The sequence below is a fragment of the Olivibacter jilunii genome (assembly GCF_900607235.1).
GTDB classification, from domain to species: domain Bacteria; phylum Bacteroidota; class Bacteroidia; order Sphingobacteriales; family Sphingobacteriaceae; genus Olivibacter; species Olivibacter oleidegradans.
Map to the genome: position 1 here is coordinate 65806 of NZ_LR027854.1, position 23609 is coordinate 89414.

General features: G+C 41.0%; 17 protein-coding genes. 9 read left to right on the forward strand and 8 right to left on the reverse strand.

Annotation, left to right across the window (positions count from 1 at the left end; translation table 11 throughout):
• Nucleotides 1-96: 96 nt before the first annotated feature.
• Nucleotides 97-1596, reverse strand: a complete 1500-nt coding sequence (locus E0E36_RS20455) for a GH3 auxin-responsive promoter family protein (RefSeq protein WP_130857548.1) — start codon at nt 1594-1596, stop codon at nt 97-99.
• A 25-nt stretch (nt 1597-1621) separates the two neighbouring features.
• Nucleotides 1622-2410, reverse strand: coding sequence for a hypothetical protein (locus E0E36_RS20460; protein WP_013666184.1), 789 nt, complete (start codon nt 2408-2410; stop codon nt 1622-1624).
• A 260-nt stretch (nt 2411-2670) separates the two neighbouring features.
• Between E0E36_RS20460 and E0E36_RS20465 the strand changes: the two genes are divergently transcribed.
• Entirely contained in the window at nt 2671-3561 is an 891-nt protein-coding gene (locus tag E0E36_RS20465) for a bestrophin family protein (RefSeq protein WP_130857549.1), read from the forward strand.
• A 184-nt stretch (nt 3562-3745) separates the two neighbouring features.
• Here E0E36_RS20465 and E0E36_RS20470 read toward each other — a convergent pair whose 3' ends face one another.
• The 6 genes from E0E36_RS20470 to E0E36_RS20495 all read right to left on the reverse strand — a co-directional run bounded on the left by E0E36_RS20470 (nt 3746) and on the right by E0E36_RS20495 (nt 9079).
• Entirely contained in the window at nt 3746-4000 is a 255-nt protein-coding gene (locus E0E36_RS20470; RefSeq protein ID WP_013666182.1) for a YgaP family membrane protein, read from the reverse strand.
• Nucleotides 4001-4101: 101 nt separating this feature from the next.
• Entirely contained in the window at nt 4102-5085 is a 984-nt protein-coding gene (gene nrdF / locus E0E36_RS20475; RefSeq protein ID WP_013666181.1) for a class 1b ribonucleoside-diphosphate reductase subunit beta, read from the reverse strand.
• A gap of 192 nt (nt 5086-5277) precedes the next feature.
• Nucleotides 5278-7395: a class 1b ribonucleoside-diphosphate reductase subunit alpha gene (gene nrdE / locus E0E36_RS20480; RefSeq protein ID WP_013666180.1), complete on the reverse strand. Its 2118-nt coding sequence runs from the start codon at nt 7393-7395 to the stop codon at nt 5278-5280.
• Complete coding sequence (nrdI, locus tag E0E36_RS20485) at nt 7358-7762, reverse strand: class Ib ribonucleoside-diphosphate reductase assembly flavoprotein NrdI (protein ID WP_013666179.1); 405 nt, start codon at nt 7760-7762, stop codon at nt 7358-7360. The genes nrdE and nrdI overlap by 38 nt, the downstream gene beginning before the upstream one ends.
• Before the next feature lie 16 nt (nt 7763-7778).
• On the reverse strand, nt 7779-8024 hold the full coding sequence (locus E0E36_RS20490; RefSeq protein WP_130857550.1) for a thioredoxin family protein: 246 nt from the start codon (nt 8022-8024) through the stop codon (nt 7779-7781).
• 290 nt (nt 8025-8314) lie between these two features.
• Nucleotides 8315-9079 carry a DeoR/GlpR family DNA-binding transcription regulator gene (locus tag E0E36_RS20495; protein WP_013666177.1) on the reverse strand — a complete coding sequence of 255 codons (765 nt, stop codon included), beginning with the start codon at nt 9077-9079 and terminating at the stop codon, nt 8315-8317.
• A gap of 177 nt (nt 9080-9256) precedes the next feature.
• Between E0E36_RS20495 and E0E36_RS20500 the strand changes: the two genes are divergently transcribed.
• The 8 genes from E0E36_RS20500 to E0E36_RS20535 all read left to right on the forward strand — a co-directional run bounded on the left by E0E36_RS20500 (nt 9257) and on the right by E0E36_RS20535 (nt 23606).
• On the forward strand, nt 9257-10855 hold the full coding sequence (locus E0E36_RS20500; RefSeq protein ID WP_242627343.1) for a glycerol-3-phosphate dehydrogenase/oxidase: 1599 nt from the start codon (nt 9257-9259) through the stop codon (nt 10853-10855).
• A gap of 34 nt (nt 10856-10889) precedes the next feature.
• On the forward strand, nt 10890-12404 hold the full coding sequence (gene glpK, locus E0E36_RS20505; RefSeq protein WP_013666175.1) for a glycerol kinase GlpK: 1515 nt from the start codon (nt 10890-10892) through the stop codon (nt 12402-12404).
• Nucleotides 12405-12662: 258 nt separating this feature from the next.
• Nucleotides 12663-13397, forward strand: coding sequence for an MIP/aquaporin family protein (locus tag E0E36_RS20510; protein ID WP_130857551.1), 735 nt, complete (start codon nt 12663-12665; stop codon nt 13395-13397).
• A gap of 247 nt (nt 13398-13644) precedes the next feature.
• Nucleotides 13645-16827, forward strand: a complete 3183-nt coding sequence (locus E0E36_RS20515) for a TonB-dependent receptor (protein WP_242627345.1) — start codon at nt 13645-13647, stop codon at nt 16825-16827.
• 232 nt (nt 16828-17059) lie between these two features.
• On the forward strand, nt 17060-20155 hold the full coding sequence (locus E0E36_RS20520; RefSeq protein ID WP_130857553.1) for a SusC/RagA family TonB-linked outer membrane protein: 3096 nt from the start codon (nt 17060-17062) through the stop codon (nt 20153-20155).
• A 20-nt stretch (nt 20156-20175) separates the two neighbouring features.
• Nucleotides 20176-21750, forward strand: coding sequence for a RagB/SusD family nutrient uptake outer membrane protein (locus tag E0E36_RS20525; protein ID WP_207303792.1), 1575 nt, complete (start codon nt 20176-20178; stop codon nt 21748-21750).
• Between the two features lie 117 nt (nt 21751-21867).
• Nucleotides 21868-22647 (forward strand): glycerophosphodiester phosphodiesterase family protein, encoded by a 780-nt coding sequence (locus E0E36_RS20530; RefSeq protein ID WP_130857554.1) that lies wholly within the window; start codon nt 21868-21870, stop codon nt 22645-22647.
• A gap of 5 nt (nt 22648-22652) precedes the next feature.
• Nucleotides 22653-23606 (forward strand): HAD family hydrolase, encoded by a 954-nt coding sequence (locus E0E36_RS20535; RefSeq protein WP_242627347.1) that lies wholly within the window; start codon nt 22653-22655, stop codon nt 23604-23606.
• The last annotated feature ends 3 nt before the right edge of the window (nt 23607-23609 follow it).

The window sequence follows — 23609 nt, forward strand, 5'->3', positions numbered from 1 at the left end:
AGTAATTTGCTTCCCTTAAATCAGGGATCTGTTATTAAATTACAAGCTTCTCTAAAGAAACCAAATGTTACATTTTGTGCGTTATTATTATTTGTATCAAACAATATAGCCTTCTATTTTTTCCGCTATCGATCGGTCGTTTGCCAAACGAGGCAGTTTATTTTGTCCACCCAATTTCCCCAAAGATCGCATGTAGTCTACAAAAGTATTTTTTTTCATGATCCTAATGACCAGTGGTTGCAAAACCTTTCCCTCAATAAGATCGAAATAATAGGTGTTCTTTTGCTGTAATGCCTGATCTACCTTTAATCTAAAGCGCTCCATATCAACCGGTGGCTTTCCAAATTCGATGAACCACTCATGATAAGGTAATTCACCTGCCGGTGGATTCACCTGCGGAGCGACCGTAAACTCGATGATTTCAACGCCTTCTTCTTTGGCTACCTGCATGAGTGCAAACTCAACCTCCTCGCCAATCACGTGCTCTCCAAAGGCTGAAATAAAATGTTTGATACGCCCGGTAACGACAATACGATAAGGATTCAATGAAACAAATTTTACTGTGTCCCCTATATTGTAAGCCCATAAGCCTGCATTCGTGCTTAATATCAAGGCATAGTTCTCATTTAACTTGACTTGTCCAAGACTAAGCCGTGTCGGTTTTTCATGGAAGATTTCTTCCACAGGGATAAATTCGTAAAAAATTCCGGCATTACAAAGGAGCAATAAACCTTTTTCTGTTTGAGAGTCTTGGTAGGCAATAAACCCCTCAGAAGCGGGATAGGTTTCAATAGAGTCGATACCTTTACCTACCATGTCCTCCAATCGGGCGCGGTAGGGCTCGAAATTAACCCCTCCATATACGAAAAGGCTGTAGTTTGGAAATACATCCTTAATTTTCTTTCCTCCTGTTTTATCGGAAATTCGTTCGAAATACATTTGAACCCAGGGTGGAATGCCCGAGATCAACCGCATGTCCTGCTTTAACGTTTCATCAACAATTGCATCCACTTTTGTTTCCCAATCATCTATACAGTTAGTTTCGTAAGTGGGTAATCTATTCTTTTGAAGATAAGTAGGTACATAATTGGCAACAATGCCCGAAAGACGTCCAATTTTTATACCGTTCTTTTCTTTCAACTCCGGACTTCCCTGAAGAAAGATCATTTTTCCATCAACAAACGATGTATTTCCTGTTTCATGGATATAAGTTAGCAAGGCATTTCGAGCCGCTGTTATGTGTTCCGGCATCGACTCGCGTGTAAGCGGAATATACTTTGTTCCAGAGGTAGTTCCTGAGGTTTTTGCCAAATACAGTGGTTTCCCTGGCCACAATACGGCAGACTCTCCCGCCACCACCCGTTCTATATAGGGTCGTAAACCTTCGTAATCCCGAACAGGCACCTGTTCTTTAAAATCTTCGTATGAATGAATCGTTGAAAAATGATGGTCTCTTCCGAATGTCGTGTTCTTCGCTGCCGATACCAATTGCTCCCGAACTTTTTCTTGTACGGTCGCCGCTTGATATTTCCATCGATCAATTTTCTTAGTCACAAGTGCAGCGAAAGGCTTACTTAGAGCAGCTTTTAATCCCATACTTTCAGTTAACGGTTGATTCCAATCAAATAATATTTTTAATAAACGTTGGGTCGTCTTCCCCTTTGTATTCTCTCATCATCTGCCGATACGCCAATGCGATAGCAACACTGGAAAGCGGAACAACTAAAAAGGAGTTCACTAAACTCAAAGCTGCCGACAACATGGGATACGACCGATAGTTGAAATAAATCGACAACAAATGCAAAATGGTTAAAAAAGTTAATAGAAGCAATAATTTCAGGAAATTACCCCGCGTAATGGCAAAACTTAGGCGAATAGCCTTAAACGGACGTTCGTGGCGGTCGATAATAAAAAAGGGGTAAAAAGCAACCCGCATCATAAAGCTGATAAGAAAGATTACAGATAAGATTGTAAATAAATCGACCGCATGTTCCGTACTATTAAAAATATAAATAACCGGCAGTATAATAACCGCTAATATGGCGAAAGCGATCAATATCATTGCCACTAAGCTTATCATCGCGATAAAAAAATAGCTAATTTCTTTTGTTGTTGGAATCGTATCCTGTAATGAAACATGTTCCCTTGCATCGTCCACTACATGAAAGATATACTTGAATAATGTAAGTTGGATACCGAAATACAATACCACAAAAACAAATGCCATAAACGAGCTCAATACGCGACTAACATCGCGAAAGTAGAAAGCCAAGATTCCGGAGGCATTGGAAGTTAAAAAAAGCAGTAAACAAAGTCCGGCAATAGAGAAATAGTGTTTTCTTAACACATCCCACGACCGGTTGATGACGTCATTTACGGCAAAGGTACTATCTTTCAGAAACTGAATCATAAATTTTTTATATCAGTACAAACCTAATATAAATTTTTTTTATTAGCCTAATTTCACACGCTAATTTTCTACGGCAATCTATTTAGCGCATAATGGGGTATTTGTATTAAACGAAGGTTTTTCTATCCCAATTACCCTACTTATTTTCATTTATTATCTTAGCAAGAAACTGCGACGCCTAAAAAACAATAGTCCGTTTCCAGTGTTACCCTATTCGATATGGCCACACCTTCAAAGCGCATAGTATTTATACATAATATATGATTGTAGAAACCAACATCCGAGCCGCCCATATGTTTCGGCTTATTGCTAAATGGATCATTATTTACTTATTGTTATCAATTATTGTATGCATTGGCTATATAGAATTCGGATGGCGAATCGCCATTCCGGAAACTGAAATAGCCATCATGGGTACTGCTCTTTCGATTCTGATGGGTTTCCGTGTCGACGCTGCGTATAAAAGGTGGTGGGAAGCAAGAATCATCTGGGGGGCTGTCGTCAACAACTCCCGAACCTTTGCCCGTGAAGTGGTGGGCTTTTTAGGTAAGGAAAATACCGATATTGCACGCACATTGATTTATAGACAAATTGGTTTTGTCGAATCCATGGGTAAACACCTAAGGAGGCAAGGTGGTGCGGAACATTTAAATCGATTGTTATCACCCGAAGATTATGACACGATCAAGAGCAAAAGACATGTGCCGAATACGCTTTTAATGATGAATCTAAAACAACTAACTGAACTGAATGAGTCGGGGAGGCTTAATACTTACTTACTCGTCCAGTTGGAAACCATTCTGCAAAATTTGACCGACGAGTTAGGAAAAGCAGAGAGGATAAAAAACACCCCTTTTCCTGTACCTTACGGTTATTTTTCGTGGTTGCTGGTACACACTTTTGCTTGTTTGATACCCCTTGCTATGGTTAAAGAGCTAGGTTACGCTACCCTTATTCTAGCCATCATTATCTCTTTTATCTTTTTAATCATTGAGCAAATCGCAATTCAAATACAGGATCCCTTTGAAGGGCAGCCCAATGATACACCCATGACCACTATTGCCAAAAATATCGAGATTGATTTAAAGGAAATATTAGGAGAATCCCCACTTCCCGAGCCACTCACGCCAAAAGCCGGCGTTAGTATGTAATAATTAAATTCAAAAGTAAAAATTCAAAAGTAAAAACCTGATCAAAACGAACTCATGACGCTTCTGAAATAAAAGATCCATCATTCAAAAAAGAAACCTGCTGTAGCAGCGAGGTGTGTGCAAAATAATAAAGGCCCTGCTGATAGACACAGATAGGGCCTTTGCTTTCATTATAAAATTTTCTTTAAACAAACTCTGCTTTTTCGGGATGTTCATATTCCCTTTCGATCAATCGCTTCACGTCACATGTACCTGTTGCGCCTCGGTATAATAATGCACTGCCGATCGCTACCTGACCAAGAGCTAACAACGGTCTCTTAAAAAGTTCACGAACGCCTTTATAAATCATATAAGTACCCGTTCCTATCGATATCACACGCTCGGAAAATTCAATATTCGTGCAATCACTCTCTGTTAAAAGATATTCTCTATGTGCCATGATGTTTATTTTTTATCTTATAACAAATGTTTGGCCATTCGGTTTTTCCATAGTTAATAGAGACCTGTTAGTTGGGAATAGTAACTACTCCCTCCAATTCTCTAAACAGGTAAAGTTAAATCCGGCGCAAAATCTTCATCGTGCAGGTGGCTGATCTGCGTAGCCTTTTCGTAATTTGTAGATTTTTTTGAAAAGAAATCGTGCTGCGTTGTTTCCAAGTTCAATCCGTTCAACACAATTGGATTGACTTCCTTCACTTCAAAAAGCTCTTCAAAACCTAAGTTCATTAACGCTTTGTTGGCATTATAGCGTACATATTCTTTTACCTCAGCAGTAAGGCCGACATCGGTGTAAATCTCTTCGGTATATTTTAACTCATTCTCGTAGAGCAACATCAATAAGTCGACAACCTTTTTCTTTACTTCTTCCTGATTCGATAATTTTCGGAAGATGTCTTGTGCCAAAAGCCCTACAAAAACACCGTGAATGGATTCATCCGCAACAATCTTTTTAATAATATCCGCACTTGCCACCATTTGTCCCTGCCCCGCTAACCATAGTGGGATAAAAAAGCCACTATAGAACAAAAACGATTCAAGCAAAACAGAAGCGGCAAGTGACATATACAATTCCTCGTTACTTACCTTTTTCTTATCTAATGATCGGTAATATTGATCAATCGTAGCAGCCTTAAACTGGAGATACTTATTGTCTTGCACCCACTCAAATAATTCATTGATTTCAGGTGTACTCGCTACTGTAGTGAAGATCGTCGAATAAGATTTCGCATGGATCGCCTCCATCATACACATATAAGACAAAACAGCCTTACTCTGCAGTCCATCGATATGATCCAAGATCTTCGGCATCCCTGTATGGCTTTGCAAGGTATCCAACAAAGTTAAACCTCCAAGCGCTTTTTTATAGGTTTCCTGCATTTCGGGGGTGAGCTTCTTCCACACATCGATATCTTTCGAGGGAATATATTCCGTATCGATCCAAAATTGCCTTATATTTTGCTCCCAAAACATGCCAACATATTCATTTTCAGGCGTGTTCCAATTGACTGCTTTATATTGATTCATTATTTTTTATTTAGACGTAAGATGCAAGTATAAGGACATAAGATACAGGTATCAGGACTCCTAGCTGACGCTTTTATTATGTTGCTATCTGCTACTTGATACCTATTACTTAATACTTGCTACTTGATACCTATTACTTGATACTCGCTACTTGATACTTGATACCTATTACTCGCTACTTGATACTAAAAACTAAACCGAACAAGAGATACACTCATCGATAGAAGCTTTTCTCGTACGCGTATAATATAGTGACTTCAATCCCATTTTATGAGCATATATATAGTACTTAGCTAAATCTCTCGTTGTATCTTTCGAATTGGTATGCAAAATAGTTGAAATACCTTGATCCACATGCCTTTGTATAACAGATATCAAACGCAACACATTATTTTGATCCATATCGTAGGCCGATTTATAATAAAAATAGTTGTCGTTATTTAGATAAGGCATAGGATAATAGGTCGTGCTATCGCCGTATTCCCGAACCTCTATTGTATCTACTACCGGCATAACAGAAGCTGTTGCGTTCATAATGTAGGAAGTAGATTGGTTAGGAGCAATGGCCATGCGGTAAGCATGGTATACGCCATGTTGCATAACATCCTGCTTTAGTTTCTCCCATGCAGCACGGTCCGGGATTGTTATTCCTTCAAATAATTCTTTAACGCGATCACTTACCGGGAAATAATCATTATTTATGTATTTGTCGAAATAAGCGCCATTGGCATAATCCGAATTCTCAAAACCTTTAAATGTCACGCCCCGCTCTTTGGCGATTTCCATAGAACACTCCAACGAATAGAAATTTACCATCATAAAGAATACGTTACAGAAATCGAGCGCCTCTTTGCTTTCGTAGGTAATAAAGTTCTTAGCAAGGAAACCGTGTAAATTCATGGCTCCCAAACCTACGCTATGTAGTTCGCGATTGGCTTTTTGTATCGTCGGGACCATTTTAATATCTGTCATATCGGATACGACTGTCAACGACCGCATTGCTGTTTTTACGACTTCTTTTATGCGGCGGTTTTCCATTGTGGTAGCAATGTTAAGCGAGCCTAGATTGCAGGAAATACCGTAACGAATGGTATCTTCTTCATGGTATGGGTTGATATCCGAAACCTCTGACAGTTGCATAATTTCCGTACACAAGTTTGAAAACTTCACTGATCCAATCCCATTCAATGCATGCCCTCGATTGGCATTATCTTTAAAGAAGAGGTAGGGATAGCCACTTTCTTTTTGTGTTTGAGCAACTTTAATCAGTAAATGACGTGCATTGATTTTGCGTTTCTTCACTTTCGGATTGCTCACCAGTTCATCATACATTTTGGTCATGTCCATTTCATCTAGGTATTGACCATATTCCTGATAGACCGTATGCGGGTAGAAAAGATAGCAAACCTCATCGTGTTCTGCAATTTGCATGAACTTGTCCGGAATGATAACACCGATTGACAAGGATTTGATGCGCGACTTCTCATCCACGTTGATTTTCTTGCAATCCAAAAATTCTTCAATATCGCTATGGAAAACGTTCAGATAAACAGCCCCTGCTCCCGGTCTTTGCCCCAATTGGTTGGCATAAGAAAATGTGTCTTCCATTATTTTCATCACCGGCAAAACACCACTCGAACGTCCTTCCACGCCTTTTATGGCTTCACCGCGGGCTCTCACTTTAGAAATATTAAAAGAGACTCCTCCTCCAATAGAAGACAGCTTCATCGCTTCGTCAATGGCATAACTGATACCACTCAAACTATCGCCTATCTCATCCAAAAAACAAGAAACCAGTTCACCGGAACGTAGCTTGCCGGCATTGAGGAAAGTAGGTGTCGCGGGCTGGTATTCCTGATTAATCAATATCTCAGCATACTCCAACGCGCGATTCAAATCGCCCGATGCCAGATAAAGGGAAACACATACCACGCGGTCTTCATAACGCTCTAAGAATTTTTCACCGCTATCATCTCGTAAAGCATAGCTTTGAAAAAACTTAAAAGCACTCATGAAAGAAGGAAACCTAAACTTTTTCGCATACACAAAGTCGTATACCTCCTTCATTTGCTCGAAAGAATAATGCGCATAGAAATTGATATAATATTTGTTTTCAATCAAATAATCTATCTTTTCCTTCAAGGTATAAAAGAATACCGTATTCTTATTTACATAATCCAAAAAGTATGACCTTACCGCTTCCTTATCCTTATAAAGGCGAAAATCGTCGTCATCTTTCGTCATGATCTCGTTATTCAGGAGTATCCACTTTTTAGCTATGTTCGCATTCTTTGTTACTGTGGTATTCATGGTATTCGTTTATCTTGTTAATAAATTGTTGAACATCATCGGTACTGCCCGAGAGTTCAAACTTAAATAATACGGGGAGTTGATAGATCGCTGCAACGGTATCTGCCGCTCTGCCATAGTTGAGTCCCCAATTTTTATTTCCACTGGCAGAAACCGTCTTTATCAAATCATGGTTTTGCTGCATGAACTTATCTGTTACCACGGGCACCTCACCCCTTCCGGTAGTAAATGTGATAAGATGGCCCGGCTGAGAAATCGACAGGTTTTCAGAAATTCGTCGGATGGACCAACCCGTTCTGGCCTCTAACTTATGCACAAATCGATCTACATTTCCGGTTTTACTATCGTAATAGATCCAATGTTGCATAACCGAAGATCTTTATCTACGCTTGCTGCAGACTGCTAATGGTTAATAATTCCTCAGGCTTGAAACCGATGACACGCTTCACTTCCTCGTTCTCTTTGGTTACGATAACGGTTGGCACCGTTCGCACCCTGAATCGCATGGCTACTTCGGGATTCTCAAAAGGGTTTACTTTTTCGTAGTTAATACCCTTATTATCTAGAAATTCTGACACCATATTGCAAGGCGCGCAATTATCTTTTTCGAATTTTATAACTCTTATCATAGCCTTATTATTTTTTGTTGTAAATAGAGGGTAAGTGCAAAGGTGCACCTTAACATTTAGAATCAGTGTAAATAATTTTCAACACAGGGTGGATTAATCCACATTTCTTTATTTGAAGAAAATTGGTATGATTTTTATTTTGAGGGATGGATGTTATTAGTTGTTAGGCTTTAGGCCATAAGCAGTAAGCTTTAAGCTTGCACGGTCCATGACATTGGCTCATCGGCTAATCATCACATTGCCACATTGGCTAATTCCCTACTCAACCACTTCCCTACTCAACTATTTAACTATTCTACAATCGTCACCTTCACCCCCCTGCCTTCGAGTTCCTTCAGCATATGGGATGGGATGTTTTTATCTGTAATGATTTCGTCAATTTCATCAAAGCCGCAGATTCTACCAAAACCGCGTCGGCCAAATTTAGTGGAATCGGCCAATACAATTGTCTTTTGGGACACTTCAATCATTTTACGATTCAAATGCGCTTCCAATCCACTGGTAGTAGTCAACCCAAAGTCAGGATCGATACCATCTACTCCCAGAAATAGTTTACTACAGAAAAAATCTTCCAATATTTTTTCGGCATACGGTCCTGCTACGGAAGCTGAACTCGATCGCATCATGCCCCCTAGTTGAAGAATTTCTACGTTCGAATGCCTGTTTAATTCTATTGCAACCTGAAGAGCTGATGTTACGACGGTTAGATTTCCCTGCGGGTGAATATGCCTCGCCATTGCTAACACAGTCGTCCCCGATGCAATAATAATAGAATCGTTGGGTACCACCAGGGATGCTGCCATCTCTGCTATGAGCGCCTTCTCTTCCGACTGCAACTTCTCTTTTTCAACCACGGATCGGTCAATTGTATAGGGATTATTCAGGGTAGCACCTCCGTGGGTACGAAAAAGCATCTGTCTTTCTTCCAGCAATTTTAAATCCTTTCGGATCGTTACAGTCGACACGTCGAGTTCCTTTCCTAGATCCAACACATTGATAGACCCTTTTTCCTGCAGTCGTTTAAGAATAATCTGATGACGCTCTACACTATTCATAGCATTTATTTTGCGCTAATTTAACTTTTTTGCCTGAATACACAAGAATAGCAAGTTGTTTCATTTTATTTCGAAATTATTTCGAAAGATTATTTTTGATTTCTTAAAAGGATGATTTAACTTTGCTATACAAACCAATTGATAAGAAAAGAAAGAATAGCTAAATTGGGCACCCACATGCAAGAAAACACCATTCTCCAACACACATTCAGCCGTAACGTTAGTTTAGGGCAGCTAAGTCAAAACAGTCTTTGGGATATCGCCATCATTGGAGGTGGAGCAACTGGCCTTGGCATAGCAGTCGATGCGGCTAGCCGAGGTTATAAGACGCTACTGGTAGAACAGGCAGACTTCGCCAAAGGTACTTCCAGTCGAAGCACCAAGTTGGTTCATGGAGGTGTACGATATCTTGCACAAGGTGATATCAAGCTTGTTTACGGTGCGCTCCGGGAAAGGGGAATTATTTTCAAAAATGCGCCTCATTTGGCACATGCGCAAAGTTTCGTCATACCATGCTACACCTGGTTTGCGCAACTGAAATTTTTAATAGGACTCAAGATTTACGATTGGATGGCAGGCAAATATCGCATCGGGAGGTCGTCCCTTCTGTCCAAAAAAGAAGTTACCACTCGTATACAAGGCGTAAAAGTCAAGCACCTGAAAGGTGGTATAGAATATTACGATGGACAATTCGACGATGCTCGTTTAGCGATCAATCTTGCACAAACGGCTTCACAGTTTGGAGCCACGCTGCTGAATTATGCCAAAGTAGTCAGCTTAAATAAAGACGAAAAAGGAAAGACAAATGGTTTTACGGTTCTCGATCAAGAAAGTGGGGAAGCCTATAAAGTAAAAGCTAAAGTGGTTATCAATGCCACCGGTGTTTTTGTAGACGAAATCTTAACGCTTGAACAGCCAAAACATCAAGCGCTAGTTAGGCCCAGCCAAGGTGTTCATATTGTAATAGAACGTTCTTTTCTCCAGGGAAAGAGCGCCTTAATGATTCCTGAAACGAGTGATGGCAGGGTTCTTTTTGGCGTCCCTTGGCATAACAAACTAGTGCTGGGTACAACGGATACCCCACTTAATCAACACAGCCTAGAACCAAGAGCACTTGAACAAGAAATAGATTTTATCTTAAAGACTGCGGGGGAATATCTTGACAACAGGCCAACCAGAAAGGATGCATTAAGTATATTTGCCGGCTTAAGACCATTGGCGGCTCCTAAAGACGGCAAAGAAAGCACAAAGGAAATCTCACGTGACCATAAATTGCTAGTCAGCGATTCCGGACTAATTACCATTACAGGCGGTAAGTGGACCACTTATCGAAAAATGGCGGAAGACACCGTAAATCAAGCCATTAAAACCGCCAATATCGCTTTTCAGCCATGTAAAACAGTCGACATCCGAATTCATGGTGCAGACATAAGCAATCACGAACAAGGTCATTGGACCGTTTATGGCTCAGATGCCGAAAAAATCAAAAGCCTGATATCAGAAGAAAATGGATTGGGAGAAAAGCTGCATGTCAACTATCCGCATGTTAAAGCAGAAGTAGTATGGGCTATCCGCGAAGAAATGGCACGTACGATTGAAGATGTGCTGGCTAGGCGAATACGCATGCTTTTTCTCGATGCAAAAGCTGCTATAGAAATGGCCCCAACCGTTGCCCAAATAATGGCCAGTGAGTTAGGGAAAGATGCAAATTGGATAAAGGAACAACTTATGGAATTTGACACGCTTGCCAAAGGTTACCTTATTGGTTTACAATAATAAGTCGATACAAACTAACATTATAAAATAAAATATGAGCCAAAGCAAATATATACTTTCACTTGATCAAGGCACAACAAGTTCTCGTGCTATTATTTTTAACCACCAGGGAGAGATTGTATCCATCGCGCAAAAAGAGTTTACACAATTTTATCCTAAATCCGGGTGGGTAGAGCATGATCCGCGAGAAATTTGGTCTTCACAAATAGCCGTTATCGCCGAGGCCCTGGTAAAGGCAGAAGTTAAATCAGTAGATATAGCGGCCATCGGAATTACTAACCAACGCGAAACAACAATTGTTTGGGATCGTGAAACCGGCAAACCTATCTATAATGCCATTGTCTGGCAAGACAGACGAACCGCTCCCTATTGCGACGAACTTAAAGAACAAGGTTATGAGGAGCTTATCAGAAAGAAAACCGGATTATTAATAGACTCTTACTTCTCCGCAACAAAGATCCGTTGGATCTTGAATAACGTAGATGGAGCGAGAGAAAAGGCCGAAAACGGAAAGCTCCTCTTCGGTACCGTTGATAGCTGGCTTATATACAATTTGACGGATGGCGAAAAGCATGTTACTGATGTAACAAATGCATCCCGTACGATGCTATACAATATTTCAACCATGCAATGGGATAAAGAACTGTTGGATCTTTTTGAAATACCCGCAAGCATGCTTCCAGAAGTTAAGTCATCGAGCGAAATCTATGGACAAACCGCAGGAAAAATACTGACAGATCGCATTCCGATAGCCGGCATTGCAGGCGACCAACAGGCTGCACTCTTCGGACAATTATGTACAAGCGAAGGAATGGTAAAAAACACTTATGGGACAGGTTGCTTTATGCTGATGAATATCGGCAACAAACCAATCGTTTCAAAGAATAATTTGGTGACTACCATAGCATGGAAAATCGGCAGCCAGGTGACTTACGCCTTAGAAGGTAGCATTTTTATTGCCGGGGCCATCGTACAGTGGCTTCGTGATGGTCTGGGCATTATTAAATCGTCTGAAGAAGTGGAGGCCTTAGCCAGTAAGGTGGAAGATACGGACGGTGTATATCTAGTTCCTGCCTTTGCGGGTCTCGGTGCTCCGCATTGGGATTCCTACGCTAGAGGGACAATGGTTGGATTGACAAGAGGTAGCAATGCGTCCCACATTGCTCGCGCCGCGTTGGAAGGAATCGCTTTCCAAACAGTTGACATATTAAAGGCTATGGAAGCAGATGCAGGAAAAGAAATCCACGAATTACGTGTAGACGGTGGCGCTACTAACAACAATCTGCTTATGCAATTCCAGGCAGATATTTTGCAAGCAGCGGTCGTACGACCGAAAATCACCGAGATTACGGCTATCGGAGCAGCTTATCTTGCAGGCTTAGCGGTTGGCTATTGGAAAGACATGGATGATTTGAAAGATCAATGGCAAATCGACAAAACCTTTAAACCAGATGTTAAAATCGATATTGAAAATCGTATGCAAGCTTGGCATCGCGCTGTCGAAGCGGCGAAAGCCTGGGCAAGATTGGAAAATCAATCGGCCAATTAGCCAATGTGATAATTAGTCGATAAATGAGCCGGCGTGACAACCGAAGAGGTGAGTTTATCCGGCCTTTAACACATTCGGAATTAGCTTGTTGGCTGAAAAAGGAACTCGCAATCGGTTACAAATAATTGACGACAAATAACTAACAACCAGCAACTAACAACTACTAACCAATAACGAATAACTTATAACCAATAACGAACAACAAATAACTAATAACCAATAACTAATAACCAATAACTAGAAGTTAACAACTAAATTATGACACCTTTTATAGCTGAACTATTAGGCACGATGATACTGATCTTATTAGGTGGAGGCGTCGTCGCTAATGTGGTACTCAAAGGCACCAATGGACACAGTAGCGGCTGGATCGTAATCACAACCGGCTGGGCATTAGCGGTTTTCACAGGCGTAGTTATCGCAGGCCCCTATAGTGGGGCACATTTAAATCCAGCAGTTACATTAGCAATGATTTTAAGCGATAATCTAAGTTGGGCTACCGCCTGCTCTTATGTGCTGGCACAATTTATCGGCGCAATGACCGGCGCTTTTTTAGTATGGCTCATGTATAAGGACCATTTTGATGAAACCGAAGATGCAGGTGCCAAGCAAGCCGTATTCTGTACCTCGCCTGCTCTCAGAAATCTACCTATCAACTTAATCAGCGAAATTATCGGAACATTTGTCCTTATTATCGCTGTGTTTTTCTTTAAAGATGGTGAGATCGCCATTGATGATACCAAAGCACCAATAGGTTTAGGATCCATCGGCGCAATACCTGTAGCTTTTGTTGTGTGGGTGATCGGCTTGTCACTTGGAGGAACAACCGGTTATGCGATTAATCCGGCCCGCGACTTAGGCCCTCGGATTATTCATGCCATTCTGCCTATAAAAAATAAAGCAGGATTTAATGCAAGCTATGCTTGGGTGCCCGTTATCGGTCCACTGATTGGCGCTGCCCTGGCCTATGTTGTTTATATAATCGTCACGTAATATTTTGTTCGTATGCCTGATAGAAGGTGTACGCGTGCCTTTTTCAATGTTAGCTAACAATTTAATAACATATATATAACATTATAAACCGGCTGTACCACAGCTTCATAAAGTGTCTAGCTTTTAGACACACGTATTTAAATGAATTTACTTAGACTGCCATGGCCAACGGTGTAATAGTTTATGCCTTTGCTTTGGCGGAAGGGTAAGTTTCATGGCCATTAAGAACAAATTATTAATGAAAATTATGAAAAGCAACATTTGTCTACTGTTATTTGCATTTATTGTAAGTACAGTAAGTTTTGGGCACCTGATGGCGCAAACAACACAAGGGGCTATCACCGGTACGGTAAAAGGAGAAAACCAAAGTCCGATCGCCGGCGCTTCTGTAATCGTAAAAAATGAATCTACGGGGTTTACCAACACAACAACAACGAACAGCAACGGCCAGTTCAACTTTAAGCAGCTGCCCTTAGGTAAACCTTATACCATTAGAGTTACTTATATTGGCTATTCTGCCTATGAACAAACCGGTTATGCCCTCAATCAGGGAGATATTTTACGTCTCAATATTTCTTTAGCCAGTAAATCCGTCCAAATGGATGAAGTCGAAATCAGTGCATCTAATATTAAGAATACCGTAGGGAACTTTGGTGCTGCAACTTCCGTTACGGGGAATGATATACAAAAACTACCGGTAAATGGCCGAAATTTCACCTCCCTGATAGACCTCTCCCCTATGAGTAATGGTAACAGTATGGCCGGACAATTAGCATCTTCCACCAACTTTACATTGGATGGCATGACGTCTCGTAACCCAACTTCAGGCGGTACCGCCAATCGCCGTGGCGGCTCCTATGCTATTTCCATGGAGGCGATACGCGAATTTAAGATTGTAACCAATCAATATGATGTAACTTATGGTCGTAGTGGCGGTGGTACCATTAATACGGTGACCAAATCCGGAACCAACACCTTTACGGGAAGCGCATTTGGCTTTGCACGGGCCGACTGGTTATCCAGTCCCTACGATATCCGTGGTAATAAGCAAGATAATGAATTCTCTACTTACCAATATGGTTTTTCATTGGGAGGACCGATTGTAAAGGACAAAGCACATTTTTATGTCACCTGGGATCATCAAGCGGATGCCAGACCCTTCCAAGTTGCCGACATCCGTTCACCCGAAGATGAAAAGCGGTATAATGTAACCCAATCAACGCTTGATCAGTTCTTAGATATTGCCAGAAATAAATATGGTGTTGCCAGTTCGCAGCAATTTGGATCTTTCGACCGAAAGCGGAGCACCGATGCCATCTTTGCGCGTGTTGACTGGCAACTTAACAACAAACACTTGCTCACCCTACGAGAAAATTTTGTCTATGACAAGAACAATCATAGTTTGGGTGATAATTCCAAAATCAACCTATATGAAGTGTATGGCTCCGTCAAAACATCCGATAACAGTTTCTTAGCAACGCTGAGATCTGTGTTAAGTCCCAAAATCACCAATGAACTCAAAGCACAGCATTTGTACACTTCCGAATCCTCTGTTCCCAATGAACAGCTTCCCGGCAAAAGTATCCCGAGAGCAATCATTCAAAATATCAGTTCAACCATTGATGGAAAAGAAGTTTTAACCGATATACAATTAGGCGGACAGCGCTATATACCGGAATATTTTTACAACAACGTATTTCAGTTATCTGACAATTTATACTACAATACCGAAAAGATAAACTACACTTTTGGAACAGACATCATGTATACCCATATGAAGTCGCTATACGGCAGTGAAATGAACGGGCGCTTCTATTTCACAGGACTGGAAGAGTTTAATAATTTAGATCCTTATCGTTATGCTCGCGAAATTGCTTTGGAAGACGATCCCAGCGTTAAGCAAAATATTTTGACTGCCGCACTTTACGCCCAGATGCAAACCAAGCTCGGAAAGGGCTTAGACATGATGGCCGGTATCCGGGCAGACTACACATCTTACATCAATAAACCGAATTTCAATCAACTGGTTTATGATGAGCTGGGATTAAATACATCCAATGCCTTAAATAGTTTTATCCTTCAGCCACGGATTCAATTTACCTGGGACATTAACGAGCAACAACGGGATATCCTTAAGTTTGGCGCCGGCATTTTTGGATCCGACATTAACAATTATGCCATGATCAATAACATGGTTTTCGACGGGACAAAGGTGGCAACCATTGATGTTCAGCGTAACGCTCCCGGTGCGCCTCTTGGCATTACGCCCAACTTTCCACAATATAGACAAGATCCAAGTACCGCACCAGGATATGAGTTATTTGAGCAATTAGGCATAAGTCCTACTTCTACTATTAACATGAACGGAAGCGATGCCAAGATACCTACCGTTTATAAAGGAAACATTTCATACAACCGGCTTATTACCAATCGTTTAAAACTAGGATTAAGTCTATATGCCAGTTTAGCGAGAAACAATTATATGTATGTCGATAAAAATATGGTTGACGAACCATTTTTTCGCATTGCCAATGAAGCGAATAGAGGCGTATACGTTCCGGCATCAACAATTAACACCGCGAATGGATCGGCCGACTGGCAGAACGGGCGTAAATCAACTAAACTAGGAAGGGTGTTGGAACTGAATAGCGAAGGAAAGATCAACCAATATGCCGTTGTTCTCGATGGAACTTATCAATACTATAAAGACGGCGTCCTATCGTTCAGCTACACCTGGAACGATAGCAAAGATAACACCTCCTTTAATGGTGATGTTGCCAATACTGCTACCTTAGAATTAATGACGCCGGGCGATCCACGTGATTTAAGTAGAATGGCTTATTCCAATACGCAGTTCCGCCACAAGTTAGTAATATATGGAGCGTTACCCACCTTCTATGGCATCAGTATCGGTTTGCGCTATTCGGGAATAGGCGGAACACGCTATTCATTGGCCGTTAACGGAAACGTAAATGGTGATTTTGTTAACTCAAACGACTTAGCTTATATTTTCGATCCGAATAATAACAACGTGCCCCAAGCCTATCGGAATGCCATTCAACAGATTTTGGATAATCCGGAGGCAGATGCCGGTTTAAAGGAATACATTAAACAGAGCATCGGACAGATCGCCGAGCGGAATGGTGGTACCAATGGATTCTACGGAACCTGGGATTTGCGGATAACCAAGAGATTTACGACTTACAAATCGCAGTATATCGAGCTTTCCGGAGATATCTTCAATTTAGCGAACTTACTCAATAAGGACTGGGGCGTACAAAAAACCTTGGGAAAGCAGAATATTTATAACATCAGAGGCTTTGATCCGACATTAAATGTTTACAACTATAATGTGAATACCAATGTAGGCGTCATTAATCCGTCCGGAAATCCTTATCAAATACAAATAGGTATTCGCTACGGTTTTTGATCGGCGGTAATAAACCGCTCGAAAGCCTTTTTAATTATTCAACTATTATATGATTTCGGGAACATCCTTAATCATTTGCTTTCGTTTCAAGGACACACTTTTCATTCAATCAATATTTTACATCAAATGAAACATTATGAAACCTACGTAATTTTCAGAAAACAAAAAGAAGAAATCATTAGTCATGCCTCTCGCTTAGGGTAGAGCCTGTTCATAATAAAAGAAAAAACAAATGAAAAAAATTAAAACCAGACCACTAAAAAAAAGAAGTTTGATCTTTGCCGATTATAGGTTTCGGTGCCTATTAGCGTTCCTATTATACGCGGCCACGGCTTATAGTCAACAAACCTTTACTATTCAAGGTACTGTTAAAGCCATAGACACGAAAGAGTCGTTACCAGGTGTATCTATCGTTGCCAACAATAAAGCTATTGCCATTTCCGACGCGAATGGGAATTTTGCTGTTAAAGTTAATGCTAATACCAGCATAATTTTCAAATATGTCGGTTATCGACCCTATACATTGAATGTGACAAGTAATTTAACAAAGCTTTCAATCAGCTTAGAATCAGCGAACACTTTGTTAGAAGATGTTGTCGTCGTTGGATATGGTACGCAAAAAAAGGAAAATGTAACAGGTTCCGTCAGTACCTTGGATATGAAGGAAAAAGAAGGATCGCCAACTACAAACATCAGTAATGCATTAGCAGGGATGCCTGGAATGTTCGTTCGACTTGGCCAAAGTCAACCGGGAATTGATCGATCGGAAATTAGGATTCGAGGCATGGGTACACTTAGCAATAATAACCCCCTCGTTCTGGTTAATGGCATCGAATACTCGATGGACGAACTAAATCCCGATGATATTCAAACCGTAACGGTACTGAAAGATGCATCAGCCGCAATATATGGATCAAGAGCTGCCAACGGTGTTATCTTAATTACGACCAAAAAGGGAACTGGGGTATCACAAGTGAATTATAATTATTACAACGGTATTCAAAATCCTACACGAATGCCCGACGTCATCTGGGATCCGATTCAATACATGCGTTTAAAAAACCAAGCACTCGCCAACCAAGGACAGGCCCCCGTTTATTCGGACAGTCAAATTGAAGAATACCAGGCTGGAATGGCATCAGATCCTCATACCTACCCAGCCAACAATTGGTTTGACATCGCTTTAAAAGATGGCAACATACAAAAGCACAACCTGAGCTTTGGTGGAAGTTCGGACACCTATCAATACCGCTTGTCATTGGGGTATTTAGACAGAGATGGTATCATTATCGGGCCCTCTGATAACGAAAAGCGTTATTCGCTCGGTTTCAATGCATCCATCAATATTTCGCAACGTTTAAAAGTGGGCGCATCCATTGACGGATATTATCGAAACTATGAGCAACCCTTTTATGGAAATAACTTTTTCCAATATTTAAGTCGCACACTACCCATTTTGACAGATCGACTTGCAGATGGTCGTTACGGCAATTCCTGGTTATCTACGCCTGGCAGAAACAATTGGGAGAATCCGCGAATGATTGCCGAAACCGGTTATTCCAAAAAAATCGTTCAGCGCTTTTTAGCCTCCGTTTTCGGAGAATACAAATTGCCCTGGAACATCACCTACAACATCAAGTTTGGTGCAGACAAATATGATGGTCTCCTTTCTCAATTTACCCCGCAAGTGCAAAGCTTCAATCCAAAGACATTGAAACCAACCAATTGGAACAGCCCCGCTACGGCGCCAAGATCTAATAAAACGGACGACAATGACTTAAATCTCCACTTCTACAACACATTAGACTGGAAACAACAGTTTAAGCAGAAGCACAATGTAGCGATCATGGTAGGCTCTGCTTATGATTACTTCAGCAATGGACAGTTTGCTGCTGAAATGACGGGATACTTGGACGAAACCTTAACGGCACTGAGTGTAGGAAGCATTCGGAACGCAATCTCCGGAAAAACTACCGAAGATGTTTTGATATCCTATTTTGGAAGAGCGAACTACGATTATAAAAACAAATACCTATTGGAGGCGACTTTTCGTTACGATGGTTCTTCCAGGTTCTCCAAAGAAAACCGATGGGGTTTCTTCCCTTCCATTTTAGCCGGGTGGCGTATTGATCAGGAAAATTTCTTTAACTCAAATACCATCAATTTATTAAAGTTACGCGCCTCGGTTGGCCGCTTAGGAAATCAGGCTGTCGAGCTATATAGTTATGAAAACAACATTGAACTTAAGCAAGATTATAGTTTCGGAGGGCCGAGTGGATTATTAGCTCCGGGTGCCGCGGCTTTGGCTTATGCAGATCCAAGGACAACTTGGGAAACAACAACGACCTACAATGGGGGCCTTGATATCGAACTTATGCAAAGCAAGTTAAATCTAACCGCAGATGTTTATAAAAAGCATACGACTGGTATTTTAAGAACAGTTAACTTCCCCTCTCAAGTAGGCTTAACAGGACCTAAGAGAAATGTTGGCACCGTAGATAACACGGGATACGAACTAACGGCGCAATATCGCGATCAAATAGGCGCAGTAAGCTATGGAATACAGGGTAATGTAGCATACAATAAAAATAAAGTGATCGATTTGGACGGCCAAATTCTTTACGATTTCGACACTAATTTATCAACCATAACAAAAGAAGGATTACCCATTAGCGCTCACTACCTATTGCAAGCGGACGGCTTTTTCCAAAATCAGGAGGAAATTGACAACCATGCCTTTCAAAGCAACGCAACTAGGCCAGGCTACATCAAATACAAAGACATCAATGGCGACAATATTATAAACGGTGAAGATCGAGTAGCTTTGGATGAATCGTCTGCTATTCCGAAGTATACTTACGGATTCGGTTTTAACATCGATTATAAAGGTTTATCATTTCGCGCATTTTTTCAAGGCATAGCCGGTCTTAGAATTTACCCGATGGCAAACCTAGCTTATCCTTTCAACAACGGAGCAGGTGCCACAACCGAATGGCTCACTGATGCCTGGACGCCTGAAAACACGCAAGCCCGATTACCCATTGTGACGGAAAGTACGGGCAATAAGGACAATTTTCTCCAATCTGATTTTTGGCTAAAAAGTGGCTCGTATTTGCGTTTAAAAAACGTACAGTTGGCCTACTTGATTCCTCAGAAATGGACATCAAAAATCAATATCGCTAAGGTTAGCGTCTTTGTAAATGCAGAAAATTTCCTGACTTTTTCTAAATACAAAGATTTCGATCCGGAAACGATTATCAATTATAGCTCTTTATATCATTATCCGATGTTAAAAACCTTTAGTGGTGGCATAAATGTAACGTTCTAAAATCATCTTAAGACAAAAAAATGAAAAGTAAAAAATATAAAATAGCCGCCATTTACACGATGCTTGTTTTGGCGGGATGTAACCCGGATCTTCTAGACAGGGAACCCGATTTCAAGTATACCGAAAGCAATTTTTGGCAAACAGAAGCTACTGCAAACGCAGCATTAACCGGCATTTACGCCGTATTAACCGGTAATGGTTTGTTCGGAGGAGATGCCACTCCTTTATGGGAAGAAGGCGCAACTCCTAACGCTTATTGTTATAGTGGCGGTACCTTAGGCTACGATGCGATTGGACGTAGCCAGCAATCCGCCAGTACAGAAGGAATTATTGCCAATCGTTGGGCACAATGCTATCAAGGTATAGGACGTGCTAATACATTCTTCGCACGAGTGGGCGATGTTGGGCTCGATGCTGAAAAACAGAACCTCATGGAGGGGCAAGTTTATTTCTTAAGAGCGCTTTATTATTTTGAACTGGCTACCTATTATGGTGGAGTGCCCCTTATTTTGGAAGCACCAAATCCGGACACACAAGTAAGCATGCCTCGGAATTCCCGAGAAGAGGTGATTGCACAGGTTATAGCTGATCTAAATACGGCCGTTGAGAAACTTCCGGTAAAACATGCAGGTGGAGATTTAGGAAGAGCTACAAAAGGCGCCGCCATGGCACTAAAAGCGCGTGTGCTCCTCTACGAAGCAAGCCCTCTTTTGAATCCGAGCAATAGTTCCGAAAAATGGCAGGCTGCTGCAGATGCAGCAAAAGCTGTATTAGACCTCGCTCCTGCGGCAGGCTATGATTTGTTTGAAGACTATAGGAAATTATTCCTTCCCGAAAACGAAAACAATAAAGAAGTTATTTTCGATGTACAATTTCTATTTCCTGACGAAGGACACTCATTTGATCTGATCAATACACAATATAATTCGAATGCACCACTTCAAGATTTGGTGGATACTTACGACATGAAGAACGGATTGCCTATTACCGACCCTGGCGCCGGCTATGATCCTGCAAAGCCTTATGAAAATCGTGATCCCCGACTAGCCGCAACAGTCGTATACCCTGGGGCCCTTTTTAAGGGAGAAGTTGCAAGTGCCGACTATTATAAACAGACCGGCTACGCGATGAAAAAATATTCCATTTATGACGCAGAAAAACCACCAAAAGATAAATCTGATTTAAAGTCCGGGCAATCAGAAACGAACTTCATTGTCCTACGATATGCGGATATATTGATGATGTATGCAGAGGCACTCAATGAAATAGATCCAGGCAATCCTGCCATTCTCGAAAGCCTAAACAAAATTCGAAAACGTGTCGGTATGCCGGAAATTCCATCCAATAAAAGTCAATCAGAAATGCGCGAACTCATCAGGAAAGAAAGACGGATTGAGTTTGCAGGAGAAGCGCTTTATTATAACGACATAAGACGTTGGAAAATTGCCGAAGTTGTTATGAATGCCCCTATAAAAACGTGGCAAAGCAACATTATTGAGACGAGAAAATTCAATCCGGCAAGAGATTATTGGTGGCCTATTGCGCAAAAAGAGTTGGATCTGAATTCGAAACTTGAACAAAATCCAAATTATTGAATTAACATAAAGATAGCATTTATATAACACAAAGCAATCCGAGCAAACTCGCCTATTATCATGGATAATTTGTAATTTGCTCAATTGTTTGCAAGCATATTTAACAACACAAAAACAATGAAAAAACAATCTTTTTTAATCACTGCAATTTGTTTATTTACTTTTATGCAAAGCACTTATGCTCAATTTAATAAAAACGTGGTTATTGCACACCGAGGAGCTTGGAAACAGGCCGGTTTACCGGAAAACTCCCTTGCGTCATTAAATCATGCGGCTGAACTCGGTTGCTACGGTTCCGAATTCGATGTGTACTTAACTAAAGATGATATCCTGGTGGTAAATCACGATAGGGATTTTTACGGTATCGATATAGAGACTGCAACATATCAAGAATTACTAGCCAAAAAGCATCCGAACGGCGAATCTATTCCAACCGTTGAGGCCTATCTTAAAGAGGGTATGAAACAGAAAAAGACAAAACTGATCTTTGAGTTGAAACCTTCCAAATTAGGCAAGGAACGTGTATTGAAGGCTGCGGAAATGTCTGTTGCCCTTGTTAAAAAATTAGGTGCCGAAAAATGGGTAGACTATATTACCTTCGACCGCGACGCAGGCAAACACCTAGCAAAACTGGCTCCAAAAGCTGAAGTAGCCTATCTTAACGGCGACTTAAGTCCGGCCGAAGCAAAAGCTGATGGGTTTAAAGGCATCGATTACCATTACAATGTTTTCAAAAAAAATCCATCATGGATTAAGGATGCCCACAAGATCGGCTTAACAGTTAACGTTTGGACTGTAAACGACGCAGAGGAAATGAAAAGTTTGCTCGATCAAAAAGTAGAATACATCACCACCAATGAACCTGAGCTGCTTTTTGACATTCTCAGCAAAAAGTAAGCCCGATGATGTTAGTAGTAAACAAAATCAAGAAAGCCCTGTTTATCGGAGGCTTTTCTTTCTTATTTACCTTTTCTTTTGCGCAAACCTATCGGCCAATCCACGGTTGGACAGACCAGGTTAATCAAAAGTTGGAAAGTTTCCTTAACTCGACCTTAATTATCAAGGAGCGAAAAGTTGCTGTTTTCGATTGTGATGGAACACTCTTTGGACAATCTCCTTATTACTTAGCTGACGAAGCAATTTACGCGTTTGCCAAGGAGAATTATGCAAAAAAGGTAGACAATTTATCTAAAGCGAAAATGGCCATTATCGATGCAATGTTGCATGGAGACAATGTAGGCGTCAACTATGTCAAAAATCGCATTGCTTTTTTAGCGGGCTTAACGCCAGATGCAGTAAATGCAATTGGAAAAAACTGTTTCTATGAAAAATATCGGCCGAAATTTTACCCGGAAATGCGTGAATTGCTCGCAAATCTACAACACTATGGATTCGAAATCTGGGTGCTTTCGGCATCGCCGGAACTACTCTATCAGCAATTTGTAAAGGAAAACCTTGGCATCCCGGAAGAACGCATACTAGGTGTAAAGTCGGTAGTTAGTCACGGCAGAGTAACTAATCAGTTGGTTTGCCCCATTCCGCAAGACGGGGGTAAAGCGGAAGCCATTCAAACATTTATCAAGGCTCGCCCCCTATTAGTAGGTGGCAACAGTCGCGGGGATCTGGAAATGATGAACGAATCGGTGGGTATCAAACTTATTGTAAATCCCGATGATGAGAAAATAGAAAAAGGCATACACGCGGGTGACATGGATGGGTATACGGTTAAACAATACTGGGAAGCGCATGATGCCTTAACCGTTTATTGCCATGATGCCGACGACACAAAATCTACCTATATCACAAAAGAATGGGGTATCCCCCCTAATAAAAGTCATCCAAAGATTAAGCATTAAATA

Bases quoted from the DNA above. Each gene is read 5' to 3' on its own strand.
- E0E36_RS20495 (WP_013666177.1), bottom strand. From the start codon at position 9,079: ATGAATAGTGTAGAGCGTCATCAGATTATTCTTAAACGACTGCAGGAA.
- E0E36_RS20500 (WP_242627343.1), top strand. From the start codon at position 9,257: ATGCAAGAAAACACCATTCTCCAACACACATTCAGCCGTAACGTTAGT.
- E0E36_RS20515 (WP_242627345.1), top strand. From the start codon at position 13,645: ATGAAAAGCAACATTTGTCTACTGTTATTTGCATTTATTGTAAGTACA.
- E0E36_RS20455 (WP_130857548.1), bottom strand. From the start codon at position 1,596: ATGGGATTAAAAGCTGCTCTAAGTAAGCCTTTCGCTGCACTTGTGACT.
- E0E36_RS20520 (WP_130857553.1), top strand. From the start codon at position 17,060: ATGAAAAAAATTAAAACCAGACCACTAAAAAAAAGAAGTTTGATCTTT.
- nrdF (WP_013666181.1), bottom strand. From the start codon at position 5,085: ATGAATCAATATAAAGCAGTCAATTGGAACACGCCTGAAAATGAATAT.
- nrdI (WP_013666179.1), bottom strand. From the start codon at position 7,762: ATGCAACATTGGATCTATTACGATAGTAAAACCGGAAATGTAGATCGA.
- E0E36_RS20525 (WP_207303792.1), top strand. From the start codon at position 20,176: ATGAAAAGTAAAAAATATAAAATAGCCGCCATTTACACGATGCTTGTT.
- E0E36_RS20460 (WP_013666184.1), bottom strand. From the start codon at position 2,410: ATGATTCAGTTTCTGAAAGATAGTACCTTTGCCGTAAATGACGTCATC.
- glpK (WP_013666175.1), top strand. From the start codon at position 10,890: ATGAGCCAAAGCAAATATATACTTTCACTTGATCAAGGCACAACAAGT.
- E0E36_RS20490 (WP_130857550.1), bottom strand. From the start codon at position 8,024: ATGATAAGAGTTATAAAATTCGAAAAAGATAATTGCGCGCCTTGCAAT.
- E0E36_RS20470 (WP_013666182.1), bottom strand. From the start codon at position 4,000: ATGGCACATAGAGAATATCTTTTAACAGAGAGTGATTGCACGAATATT.
- E0E36_RS20535 (WP_242627347.1), top strand. From the start codon at position 22,653: ATGATGTTAGTAGTAAACAAAATCAAGAAAGCCCTGTTTATCGGAGGC.
- E0E36_RS20510 (WP_130857551.1), top strand. From the start codon at position 12,663: ATGACACCTTTTATAGCTGAACTATTAGGCACGATGATACTGATCTTA.
- E0E36_RS20530 (WP_130857554.1), top strand. From the start codon at position 21,868: ATGAAAAAACAATCTTTTTTAATCACTGCAATTTGTTTATTTACTTTT.
- nrdE (WP_013666180.1), bottom strand. From the start codon at position 7,395: ATGAATACCACAGTAACAAAGAATGCGAACATAGCTAAAAAGTGGATA.
- E0E36_RS20465 (WP_130857549.1), top strand. From the start codon at position 2,671: ATGATTGTAGAAACCAACATCCGAGCCGCCCATATGTTTCGGCTTATT.